General features: G+C 44.8%; 5 protein-coding genes and 1 pseudogene. 2 read left to right on the top strand and 4 right to left on the bottom strand.

Translation table 11 applies throughout. The features are described from left to right. On the top strand, positions 1-960 hold the full coding sequence (locus EPX21_RS08255) for a 2-dehydro-3-deoxygalactonokinase (protein ID WP_134089193.1): 960 nt from the start codon (positions 1-3) through the stop codon (positions 958-960). 23 nt (positions 961-983) lie between these two features. Here the strand turns inward: EPX21_RS08255 and EPX21_RS08250 are convergent, their stop codons facing one another. The 3 genes from EPX21_RS08250 to EPX21_RS08240 form a co-directional block, all read right to left on the bottom strand. Next, a complete protein-coding gene (locus tag EPX21_RS08250; RefSeq protein WP_134089192.1) occupies positions 984-2,942 on the bottom strand; it encodes a sialate O-acetylesterase in 1,959 nt (652 codons plus the stop codon). A 25-nt stretch (positions 2,943-2,967) separates the two neighbouring features. Then, entirely contained in the window at positions 2,968-7,050 is a 4,083-nt protein-coding gene (locus EPX21_RS08245) for a hybrid sensor histidine kinase/response regulator transcription factor (protein WP_134089191.1), read from the bottom strand. A gap of 149 nt (positions 7,051-7,199) precedes the next feature. After that, complete coding sequence (locus EPX21_RS08240; RefSeq protein WP_134089190.1) at positions 7,200-9,710, bottom strand: glycosyl hydrolase 115 family protein; 2,511 nt, start codon at positions 9,708-9,710, stop codon at positions 7,200-7,202. Positions 9,711-10,035: 325 nt separating this feature from the next. Here EPX21_RS08240 and EPX21_RS08235 point away from each other — a divergent pair. After that, positions 10,036-11,140, top strand: a pseudogene (locus EPX21_RS08235) (endo-1,4-beta-xylanase). 96 nt (positions 11,141-11,236) lie between these two features. Here the strand turns inward: EPX21_RS08235 and EPX21_RS08230 are convergent. Next, complete coding sequence (locus tag EPX21_RS08230; RefSeq protein ID WP_206106030.1) at positions 11,237-13,306, bottom strand: alpha-glucuronidase; 2,070 nt, start codon at positions 13,304-13,306, stop codon at positions 11,237-11,239. Positions 13,307-13,314 lie beyond the last annotated feature (8 nt).

Here is a 13,314-nt window from a genome sequence, read left to right as displayed (position 1 = left end):
ATGGATTACTTTTTAAGTTGCGACTGGGGAACAAGCTCTTTTAGGCTACGCCTGATCCAGGTCAAAAACCTAAAGACGATTTCAGAAATAAAAAACGATCTAGGTATGTTGGAAACATTTAACCGTTGGCAACTGGCGGAAAATCCAGCGGATCGCGCGCAATTTTATACCTCCATAATAGAAGATCAACTAAAAATCATGAGCCGACAGCTTTCTATGTCACTCCAAGGCATACCCGTCGTCCTCTCGGGAATGGCCTCTTCTACCATCGGGCTTATGGAACTGCCTTATAAGATTTTGCCCTTTGCGATTGATGGCTCCGATTTGAAATTTGAGAGTTTAACAAGCGGAAAAAACGCAACTTCCTTCCTTATTGTTTCGGGAGCGAGAACCGAAAACGATGTGATGCGCGGTGAAGAAACAAAAATAGTGGGCTGCGCTCCACTTCTGGCAGGCGATGAACGCGAACAATTGCTTATTCTACCGGGAACACATCCCAAACATATTTTCATAAAAAACGGCCGGGTTATCCGCTTTAAAACATTCATGACCGGCGAATTTTTTGATCTGCTTAGCACAAAAAGTATATTAGCATCCTCTATCGAAGCGGGCGGAGACTTGGGCGATCCTCTAAATCGCGAAAGTTTTATTCAAGCCGTAAAAGCGAGTCGGACAGCCGGTTTACTGCACAACAGCTTTATGGTGCGGACAAACGAGTTGCTTAAACATATATCGAAACAACAGAATTTCTTTTACCTGAGTGGATTATTAATCGGAACAGAGTTGACGGATATCACACCCCCCTCATCAGTTTATCTATTGGGAGGGTCTATGCATACTGCTTTGTATACCTTAGCCTGTGAAGTCCTCGGTATTGATATTACGAAAAGCTTAGATGCCGATCAAGCTTTAATTAACGGGCAACGGCTCCTTCTTTCTGAGTTCGGTAAGCGGCGATAGTCTCCTTTTATTAAAAATAAACACTATTGCAAATCGTCAGTTTGACCGTCCGTCCTAAATGGCGACGCAGGCAATCCTTCCACATTATAGAGGTTTGGGTTTACCGGATTATCCGCCCAAGCATAACGTACATACTTTGGTTGGTCCACTTCGTCTGACCAGATTTCGACACTGTTTCCAGAAACTTTCGCTTTCGCCCATACAAATTTTTTATCGGCGCCAGCTATTGCAAATTCCGACAACTCTTCACCATCTATTGCGATCAACCCGCTGCCTGTATGGGAGAAGTTTATAATAATCTTATTTCCTTTGACTTCGGCAGATTGATACAGTGGGCCGCTGTAGACCAAGTCTTGTTCACCATAGCTCAGCCGCCGGGCAATTAGCGAAAGCCGGTCTCCCACCCCTTTTTTATTATCCGGATGGATATCATTCCACTCGCCCAAATCGATTGTAACAGCCATTCCGGTATGGGGCAAGTTCAGTGTTTTAAATGCAGCTTCTCTAACAACCGCCCAAGCACTTTGTAAAGGTAAATAATTCGCATCGCCGTAATTAGGCAATTGCACATAATAAAATGGAAGATTTGGATTTGAAAATTGACTACGCCAGTCGTGAATAAGTGCCGGTAATAGCTTTTCATAATCTTCCGCATGGTCTACATTGCTTTCTCCCTGATACCATAGGATTCCTCTTAAATTATAATGCGTAAATGGAGCGATCATCGCATTATACAATGCCGTCGGTTGATGCTGTTCATTGAAATTTCCCTGTTCTATCGACTGCTCAATCGGCCGGTGTACCTGACCGACTTTATATTGCCAATATCCCTTCAAGTCGATAGATTGATTGTCAATGAGCAAACTATAGGGCTTATCGGGAACGAAGCCTCCCTTTCCAGCTACATTTTCTACACGTACTACGATCAAATTTGTTCCTGCTTTCAACAAACCGCTGGGCACCTGATACCGTCGCTGTGGATATTGATACGATGTTTGTCCGACTTCCACACCGTTGATATAAACCTGATCTGCATCTACGATTCTGCCCAGAAATAACATCCCTCCTTTTCCGGCCAAGGATTCAGGGACAACTACTTCCCTTCTGTACCATACCACCCCGTTTAAATCGCGAATTCCCTGGTCTTCCCAATACCCGGGGACATTGATAGTCCTCCAGCCTTTGGGTTTATAATCCGGATTGAACCATTTCTGTTCAGTAAGCAAGCCTTTATCGGGTTGCAAGGGCAAATTTTTATTTTCTAACGAGCCTTTTTTTATGCTTTTGATGTAGTCTGTATTTTTGTTGCGGCCTATTACCGATAAGACAGAAGGAAACTCCTTAAGCCCCTCTTCGCTGGTCCACGCTTCAATAGGCGTACCACCTACGCTGGAGTTTATAATGCCAATGGGTATGTGGTGTCGCTGATAAATCGCCTTGGCAAAGAAATACGCGACCGCAGAAAAATCCTTTACGTTTTCGGCATTTGCCCATTTCCATGTACTGGGCTTGAGCGTTTCCCGAGGCCCATCGAGACTGGTGGCCGTTGGAACCCAAAACTGGCGGATTTCCGAAAAATCAGCCTGTGCAATATCATCCGCATAGGTGATATTATGGAGACGCATTTGATGAACCATGTTAGACTGGCCAGCGCATAACCATACATCTCCAACGAGTACTCCCTTCAAGGTCAACTTATTCTTTCCTTCCAAGTGCAAATTATCTGGTCCGCCCGCTTTCATAGCCGGGAGGGTTAGTTTCCACTTCCCTTGCCCGTCGGCGGTCGCAGAAGCGCTTTTCCCCCGAAAAACAACCTTCACTTTTTCGCCGGGCGAAGCCCAACCCCACAAGTTCAAAGGAACATCTCTTTGCAAGACCATGCTGTCGCCAATAAGTGCCGGAAGGCGGATCTGGGCGAAATTACTTTGTCCGGCCAAGAAACACAGCGCAACAAACGCTAAAAATGATTTGATTAAGCTCATATCGTCACTATAAGGGAATCATTTATCAGACTGCCCGTAATCCTGCATTCCTTTTTAGATGGATGTATTCGGAGGGCAGCATACTGAATTTAGCCTTAAAGGCCCTGGCAAAGTAATTCGGTGTGCCGAACCCAACCGAATAACATATCTGAGCCACGTTTAAGTCACTCTTCTCTAAAAGTACGGCAGCCTTATCCAATTTTACCGAGCGAATAAACTCTACGGGCGTCTCACCGGTCAATTCAAGTATTTTTGAATATAAGGATCCCCGGCTCATGCCCATATGCCGGCTCAGATCTTCAACTGACAGTTTATCATTGGTAAGATTCGCTTCTATATATTTGAGGGCTTTAGCCAAGAGCTTTTCATTCTCAGATACTATTTTTACTTTAGGTGCCGCTACTTTAAGTTGTTTGCTATAGGTACGCTTAAGTTGCTGATTCAGCGCAAGCAAATTGCGGGCTTTAGCATGTAGAATCTCGAAATTGAAGGGTTTGGTTATGTAATCGCTGGCTCCGGTTTCCAGTCCGATAAGCTGATTTTCCTCGCCCGTAAGTGCCGTAAGCAAAATAACCGGAATATGGCTGGTGCGTTTATCGGCCTTAATTTTTCGACACAGTTCGATACCACTTACGTGCGGCATACTGATATCCGATACAACCAGCTGCGGATGTGCAGACAATACCTTTTGCCAGCCTTCTTTTCCGTTACAAGCTTCCACTACTTGATAAAAGGTCTTTAGGTTGTCTTTTAAATAGAAACGGAAGTCGCTATTATCCTCCACCAGCAGGACTACCGGAAGAGCGGTGTCGGTTGAGGGCTCCGGCTGTGCTTCTTCCACGGATAATTCTTCTATTGTGTCCTCGTCGGCGAAGCCGGTATCCTCAATTTTCGTAAACGGAAAATAAATGGTAAAGGTCGATCCTTCTCCCGCTATACTTTCTACCTCAATGGTCCCACCGTGCATCTTTACAAACTCTTTCGCTATAGACAAACCAATGCCACTGCCCTGATTCAATACAGCTTGCTGCGTTTCGCTCTGGAAAAATCGTTCAAATATCTTTTCTTTTACCTCATCTTCCATTCCAATACCCGAATCCGCCAGTTTGATTTCCAGACCTTCTTTATCGTTGTAAGCCGCAATCTTGAGTGAAACCTCACCTCCTTCGAGTGTAAACTTAAACGCATTGGAAAGTAGATTGAATAAAATTCGCTCAATTTTGTTATGGTCGAAAAAGGTAAAATAAGATCTAACGTAGCTTCTGAATTCGAAGCTTATTCCCCTGCGATCGGCCAGATCTTTGAAAGAGTCTGCTACTTCTTTTGCAAATGCTATAAAGTCGCCTTCGGTAGCCTGCAATTTCTCCTCTTTTTCTTTGATGTTTCTAAAGTCCAACAACTGATTAACAAGGTTCAGCAACCTCCTTGCATTTCGCTTAATCATTTGTAGCTGCTGGTTCCTTCCGTAGCTGGTCTCCTGCTGGATTAATTGCTGCACGGGTCCCATAATAAGCGATATCGGTGTACGGAACTCATGACTCAGATTGGTCAGAAATTTAATTTTCATCTGATCAAATTCATGCAGCCGTTCGGATTCACGCCGCTCCTGTTCAATCAGCTGCTGTACCCGAAGTCTTTCCTGTTCAATGGCGAAGCGCGCTTTTAACTTTCGGATGCCCCGATGGCGTACAAACAGTAGGATAGAAACAATCGCTATCAAATAAAAAATATACGCGTAAATGGTTAACCAAAAAGGTGGACGAACGGCAATCTTGATAGAAGTGATCGGCGTTGTCCATTCTCCCGCATCGCTTGCAGCCTTTACTTTGAATACGTATTCTCCTGGGTCGAGGTTGGTATAAACAGCCGTGGACGTCTGTCCGACGTCATTCCAATCCTTATCGAAGTTTTCCAATTTATAGAAATACCGATTTTCCTGTGGGGAAGTGAAATTGAGTGCCACAAAACTTAACGAGAAGTTCTGTTTATAGTCCAATTGAATTTCGTCTGCCACGGAAATATGTTGTTGAATGGGCGAGTCTTTGGAAGGTTGAACACTTTGATTTGAAATCTTTAAATCGGTCAAGACCACCTTCGGAACGCTGTTATTAGAATGCAAAGTTTGGGGATCGAAATAATTGAACCCATCTGTTCCTCCAAAGAAAAGACGACCATCGCTTAGCTTAAGTCCAGCCCCCAATATAAAAGGGCTCCGCTGGAGACCGTTGTAGTAGGAATAATTTTTAAATTTCTGGGTGGCTGGATCAAAGCTGCTAATCCCTTTGTTGGTGCTCAACCAAAGTTTTCCATTGTCGTCTTCCAGTATCTTGTAAACAACGCCGTTGGCGAGTCCGTTTTCCTCCGAAAGGGAAACCATTAAGCCGTTCTCCTTATAACAGGTTAAACCACCTCCGGCCGTACCGATCCAAACGGTCCCTTCGCGCCCCCTATAGAGAGCGGTGATATTGTCGCTTGGCAAACCACTGTTAACCCTATTTAAAATTTTTGACGATCCAGTAAGCGGGTTGTAAACAGCTATTCCAGCGCCCGTGGAACCGATCCATATATTGCCCTGCCTATCTTCTTCTATCGCCCTTATATAGCCATTTAGCTGGATGTCTGCGTCATTTTTATCAAAGTGAATAAAAATATCTTTTCGGCCATCATAACATGCTACGCCTTGGCCGTTTGTTCCAATCCAAACATTTCCTCGACTGTCTGCCTTTAAACAAAAAACATCGTTGCCGTTAATAGATCTCGGACTGTCCCCGGCTTTTAGCTGTTTACACCGTCCCGTTTTGGTATCTAAAATAAACAGACCGTTTAAATACGTTCCTATCCATATTTCCGACGCTTTTCTTTCCATAGCAAGGATAGACAAGCGTTCGCCTTTGGACGCCTGTCCTACGGCTACGTGGCGAAAAACGCCTGTAATTGGATCAAAAAGGTGGAGGCCTCCACCATCCGTACCGACATATATACTTCCCTTATCGCCTTCAACAAAAGAGGTGACTACCGGCGCACTTAAGCCATAAGGATCAAAGGGATTGCTTTGGCTCAAACTAAAGAATGCTAGGTTTTTATCGAATTTACTCACTCCTCCTCTAAAGGTCGCCACCCAAAAAACACCCTGATTATCCACCAGAATGCACTTTACCGATTTCCCGACCAAGCTATATTGATTACGGATATTGCGTTCTACGCGCGAAATCTTTCCTTTTACCGGTTCCATGATATGGAGGCCTTCCTCGGTGCCTATCCAGAGTTTGCCTTCCGGATCAACGGCTATTGAATAAATGATATTACTGCGTAAGGTAGATTTGTCAGCATCATCATGACGGTAGTTAATAAAGCCCTTACCATTAGGCATCAACATACTCAACCCATCACTTGTACCGATCCACATATTTCCCTGCAGATCTTCGGTAATCGCACTGATATAGTTTCCGGCAAGGCTGGATGGATTTTCTGCCGAATGTGCAAATCGCTCCAATACCTGATCTTTTGGGTGATATTGATACAGCCCTGTACGGGTACCTAGCCACATCCTTCTCTTTTTATCTCGATAAAGCTGTAAAACGGCCTGCTCAACGACCTGCTGGTCTTGTTTTCTTTTCAATGTTAAAGCGGAGAGCTTTCCAGTTTCCGAATCCAAAAGAGCAAGACCTTCATAGTTAGCAATCCAGATGCGTTTATTTGTATCGCTGGAAACCGAGGTCACCGACATATCCTCTGTTTCTTTAAAATTCTGGAAAGCATCTTTTTCACGATCGTACCTTACCAAGCCGGAGCGCGTACCAATCCATAAATTACCTTCCCGATCCTCGTGTAAGTCTAGTATATCATTGGATGCAATGCTTGTTTGGTCCCCTGCTTTATGCCGATAAATGGTAAAATGCTGACCATCAAATTTATTTAAGCCGTCGTCTGTACCGAACCACATATAGCCCATGTGATCTTTTAGGATTGCATTGACGACATTAGAAGAGAGGCCCTCTTTGCTGCTAATGTTTAAAAAGTTCAGATCGCGATCCTGTGAAAATCCGCTTTTGAAAAACGGAAATAGGAATAACATCAGGAAAAGACACTTCAGCAACTTAATGATCATAATTTTAAGGTTACTTGCTAAGGCGCAATTAGGACGGTTGCGGATTAACGTCACTCCCTCCAAATTTTGCCTAAAATAATTTAAGTCATAGGTTTTATAAGTTAAAAATAATATTCTTCCTTCATTTTTCCACCATTTAAATCTTTTATTTATTGTTTTGTTGTAACTTCACTTTCCGGTGCTCCTAAATAAGTTGGCTTCAGTCCACCCAAATCCAACATAATTTTTTGGAAAACAATCCCCGGCTCGAGGGGTCGGATGCGAATCGTATGCATGCCGGCTGCATCAATCGTATGGTCAGTAACGGTTTCTATGATGCGTTTAGCCTGCCACTCGCCCAATTCACCCCGGTAATGGCCGTTGATATTCACCACTTTTTCTTTGCCACCATCAACGGACACCGCATAGCGTAAACCTTTATTCTCGTTAAAGTTTAATGTCGGTGAGGTTAGTATAATCAATTTGGCTTTTCCGGTGCTGTGAAGATCAACCCTATATTCCAGGTATGTATGCTTATTCGGGACGGCAACAACCGGCGTGGTGGTGACACCTGAAAGCGTCCTGCCTAAATCGGGGATCGTCATCCACGATACCGCCCCTTCTGCGCTGGCTTTATCATAATGTTCGGCTTCTATGGAGACATAGCCATCTGCCTCGGCAAACACTTTTCGAGACGCTTTTAAAGCGGTAGTCACATAGCTTATCTCTGGCATGATACTTTTCGGCGGATCGTTCCAACTGCTATAACCGATACGTATCTGATCCATCATATGTGGCCATTTGCCGTTTGCTATACCTTGGTTATAATGCAGGGTCAGTACCGAATCGCGTTCAAAACAGGCCTTAGCCTGATCGGCCCAATGGTTAGCTTCCTCCTCATTCCTATTGGCGTGGTACTTGTTTTTTGCTACCGCATAATACATTTCGTAGAGATTTGCACACGCATTAATCGGAAAGAGCACCAATTCATCAAAGGCATCTCTGCTTTCCTTAGGCAGGATATAGTAAAGGCGCATCGCATCTAATAACAGACTGCGATAATCGTTTGTTACGCGTTCAAACTCATTATAATTCGTTAAGCTATAGGTGTTTTCGTCCAGTAATTCGGGTGTTACCCGATGGTTATATTTGGTGTAGGTATTGATTAATCGCGCTGCCTCACTAGCATACTTCGCTCCAAACTGTTGAGTGCACCAATCTTCGGTATGCTGCAACAAATTTGAGGTATTAAATCGGTTGGGATCCCACGCCATATCCAAAAAGAAGGAAATGGGGTATTCCATCGGCTTCAAATCACCTACATTCACAATCCATACGCGGTTTGCCCCATATTGATAGGCCAGATTCATCTGCTCCCAAACCCGTTGTATTTGCGTTACGTTGATCCATTTTGAATTACGCGGACCACCGACGTAATCGAAATGGTAGTAAATGCCATATCCCCCTTTTCGTTTTTTATCGTCCAAGCTAGGCAGTTTCCGGATATTACCCCAATTATCGTCACATAGCAATAAGGTTACGTCTTCCGGCACACGCATTCCTTTATCGTAATAATCCTGTACTTCCTTATATAAAGCCCAGAGCTGTGGCGTTTCGGCGGCAGGCTTTTCCGTAACCTCTTGAATAATTTGTCGCTGATCTTTCACTATTTGCTCCAATAGCTTGATGTTGCTCTCCTCGCTCATAGGCTCATCGCCGTCACCCCGCATTCCAATCGTCACTATACTCTCGTGATTACCCATATTCCGAATCCCGTCCCGCCAGAACCGCCGAAGTACTTGGGCATTGCGCTGATAGTCCCAAGGGCCTTCCCCATAGCGTTTCCACTCCTCCTGAGCGCGTTGCATAGGCTCGTGGTGCGATGTTCCTACGACTACCCCATACAGGTCTGCCAATATTGGGTTTTGCTTATCATCGTCATTGAAAGCTTTTCCCCACATCGCCGGCCACATATAATTACCTTTAAGTCGAAGGATAAGTTCGAACACCTTTTCATAAAAACGATGGTTTAACCCCCCGAATTTTTCGTTTGCCCATCCGGTCAATGCAGGCGCCTCGTCATTCAAAAAGATCCCCCGGTACTTAACCGCTGGCTCTTTTAATACATGTCGTCCCGGTAGCAAGTGAATTTCCGGATGTGCTCGTATTGGCACATCCGCCCACCAATACCAAGGCGAAACGCCGATTTGTGCGGAGAGCGTATAAATTCCATAAATAGTTCCGCGCTTGTCGCTGCCTGCTATCACATAAGCCCGTTTTACCCCCTCTACCGGATTTTCTACGAGCTGTAACAGGGTCGATTCCCATTTCCCTTCGATGTCATCGACATCGATTTTTTTTCGCTCAATCAATTGATCGATAAGACTGCTATGACCAATGGTTCCTGCAATGATGACGGTACTACCGTTTTCTGTGGGCAATCGAGTGCTCAGCGAAATCGCATTGCCACTTACCGATTTCAGATCCTGCTGAAAATCTTTTAAGGCCCTGGTTACGCCTGCCCATTCGTTTTCACTAGTCACCAAGGCGGTTTCTATGTCCGGCCGACTAAGTGGATAAGTCCCTGCTGATTGGTGAAAGGAGACGAAAGTTTCGGTTTGCACGGCATAAGCTTCGCCAACAGACCACAGAATGAGAAGAAAGACGTAAATTCGTTTCATAGACTAAAGCGGAGCCGACTTTTAAGGTTTATACTTACTTGTAAAAGTAGGGGCTACTGTGCATCATCCCTATCTTTATTGTTGCTAATGATGGGACAAATGTTCAAAATACTTTCTTTGGAAGCTTTAAGGCGCATAACAGTGGGGCTATCTTAAACGCGATCCTATTTTCAATTACTCGAGTAACTGCCTTACTAAACATTTGTGCCGTTAAAATATTCAAACTAGCCAAGCTTATCATCTATCTTGGCGTACATTTGTTATAGAAGCTTCCTCTTGCTGGAAAATTGTTAACCTCGTTTTTACAATATGTTCGAATATCCCTATGACTCATCTAAACAATAAAGACAATCGCCCAACCATACTTTTTTTCTGTAGTCTTTCGGCACTACCAATCCTCTTTTTAGTACTGGCCTTTACTCGAAACAAGGAAACAGAAAGCTTAAAGGATCGCTATGAAGATTATTTTCCTATAGGTGTTGCCGTACGACCTTCCGACCTGAGCGGTGAAACGGCCAAGTTGATTCAAGCGCAATTCAATAGCATTACTGCAGAAAATGCGATGAAAATGGGCCCTATCCATCCCGAGGAAAACCGCTATTTTTGGAGAGACGCTGACGCTATAGTCGACTTTGCAAGCCGTCACGACATGAAAGTGAGGGGACATACCCTTTGCTGGCACACAAACTCCCGACTGGCTTTTCCGGGATGCTTCAGGTAAAGACGTTACGAAAGAAGTACTCCTTAAGCGGCTAGAACAACATATTAAAACAGTGGTGCGCAGATATAAGGGACGGGTTTATGCCTGGGATGTGGTTAATGAAGTTATTGCTGACAGCGCAACTTTTCTACGAAAATCGAAATGGTTTGAAATTGCAGGAGAGGACTTTATTGCCAAGGCTTTTGAATATGCACATGAGGCCGATCCAGCGGCTGTTTTATTTTATAACGATTATAACACCGAAATCCCGACTAAAAGAGCGAAGATTTACCGACTTCTGAAAAACTTATTGGATAAAGGCGTTCCTATACATGGAGTAGGTTTACAAGCGCACTGGTCGGTAACTTATCCTAGTCGTGAAGAACTCGAAGAATCGATTCGGCTGTTTTCTTCCTTGGGTATACAGGTGCAATTTACGGAGTTGGACATATCGGTATACGGTGGGCGGCAGGGAGGCCAGCTCCAAAAAGACCGCCAATCAATTGCTGCCGCTTCGTTTACTGCCGAAATGGAACAGCAGCAATTGAAGCAATACAAAATGGTGTTCGAGGTATTTCGCCGTCATAAACGCGCCATAACCGGCGTTACCTTTTGGAATGTATCAGACCGCTATAGCTGGTTGGACAATAGGGGAAAAAAGAACTTTCCCCTACTCTTTGACCAACATCTAAAACCCAAAAAAGCTTTTTGGGAAGTGCTCCGCTTTTAGTTGATCATGACGACCAGCTAAAAGCTTCTTGAAAAGTTCCACCTATTACCGGTTTTATCCATAACCTTTTGAGCCCAATATAACCGCATTAACAATTTATTTATACAAGGAAAGCGGATCTGCCGACTGTAGAAATTCTAAATCATATACAGGTCGCTCCAGCTCCGAAGGAATCGGCCGTCTACTGAACTGTTGAAAATACAACAAGCAGGCGTCTTTCCAAACTTGTGCATCCCGCGCTTGCCTCCTTAATTTACTTTGCACTTCTTTAAAACGTTGTTCATCCACATCATGCTGTACTTTATCCCATACTTTTTGAAAAGCACGAACCTGACGCACCCCCTTATCATAACGATAGCAAAGTTCATCCCACAAAATCCGGCCGCTCTTAGTCTGATAATCCCACGGAAGATGATGAAACCACAGCAGATAAATTTCCGGGCATTTGTCGACGTCATTAAATTGCGAAGCTAAGGGCTCGTGGTACTGCCCTACGGCATCGCTACCGTTTTGCGTTCTGTCGAATCCGATTCCTATGGTATCCGCCTGATGATAATAAGGGGGTGTCCAGTCTGCCCGCATTTTCTCCGGCGCCCACCAGGGGCCCGGCCCATAATGTGCATGTGGTGCAAAAATATGATGCAGCCCTAAGGGCATAGAGTAGTCTACCGCTGCGTCATGACTTTCCATCATCATCTGCTTCACCGGTTGTAGAAAGTCACTGTCCCAATCCGTTTGGCTGTTTGTCCCTTCAGCGTTCTTAAAAGTAAGTTTCAACCATTCGTCGGCAATTTGCTCACTGCTTAACTCATCGTTCCAGGCTAGGCGCCCAAATGCATACCAATTGGCCTGTGCGAACTGATGCCCGCACCAATTGGTATCCAGTCCGGTATTGGCAACGCCCGCTATCGCTGTGTGTTTCTGATCAAAGATTCTTCCGTCGGTACATTTGGCAACGGTGCTGCCCGGCCCTTCCTGATACGTATCACTTTTTAAACATTCTTCCCACATCGTGGACAAAAACACCAGTTGATAGGCGTGTCCGAGATACTCCTGTGTGATCTGTAATTCCGGCATAATCGCCGTCTTTTTCATCGCACCAAAAAGCGGACTAAACGGTTCGCGAGGCTGAAAGTCTATCGGGCCGTTCTTTACCTGTACAATCACATTATCGCGAAATTTTCCATCAAAGGGCATAAATTCATCGTAGGCCTGCTTCGCCCTATCGTTATCGGTAGGGCTGTATACAAATGCCCGCCACATCACGATGCCACCATAGGGGTTCAACACATCGGCCATCATATTGGCTCCATCGACATGCGTACGGCCGAAGTCCTGTGGGCCGGATTGGCCCTCACTATTGGCTTTTACCAGAAAACCGCCAAAATCAGGCACCAGCGCGTAGATTTCTTTTACCTTGGCTTTCCACCAATTGATCACTTCCGTATTTATCGGGTCGGACGTCTTTAAGCCGCCCAAAATGGTCGGTGAAGCAAAGTTCACCGAAAGATAGGTTTTGATACCATATGGACGTAAAACGTCAGCAATAACCTTCACTTTTTCCAACACATTGCGCGATAATATCTTGGGCGATGCATTTACATTATTCAGGACACTACCGTTAATCCCGATCGAAGCATTCGCTTCTGCGTATTCCTCCCACCGCTTTCTATCCTCGGCTGTTACGGAAAGCGCCTCCTCACCTCTCCAAAATATGGAAGCTCCTGCATAACCGCGCTCTACCGAACCATCCAAATTGTCCCAATGGTTTAAAATTCTACGTTGATAAGAAGGGTTCACCACAGCATTTTCCGGTACCTGACCGGTTTGTTGCCTTCGTAATAATTCGTATACGCCATATAAAATGCCAGCCGCGGTATTGGCCTGTATCTCACTGGGGCTCAGTTTAAACCCATCGTCCTTTATGGCTTTATCTTTCTCTACCCTTAGCCTTATCATTGCTCCGGATTCTCCCTGCCAACCTGCCCGCAACGCTTTTACAGCCTGATCAAGGATCGCGGATTTATTCGAACACACCACCTTAACCGGTTTTGGAGTTTCCCGCCTAAGCCAAAGGCTATGCCCATCTTCTGCTTTTACTGTGAGGACGATAAAAATCCCCACTAGCATGGTACCGATATTTTTTCTGATCTGTATAGTAAACATGGTCTCCT

The organism is Olivibacter sp. XZL3 (assembly GCF_004368405.1).
Classification (GTDB): Bacteria; Bacteroidota; Bacteroidia; order Sphingobacteriales; family Sphingobacteriaceae; genus Olivibacter.
This window is presented reverse-complemented; position numbering and strand designations above follow the sequence as displayed.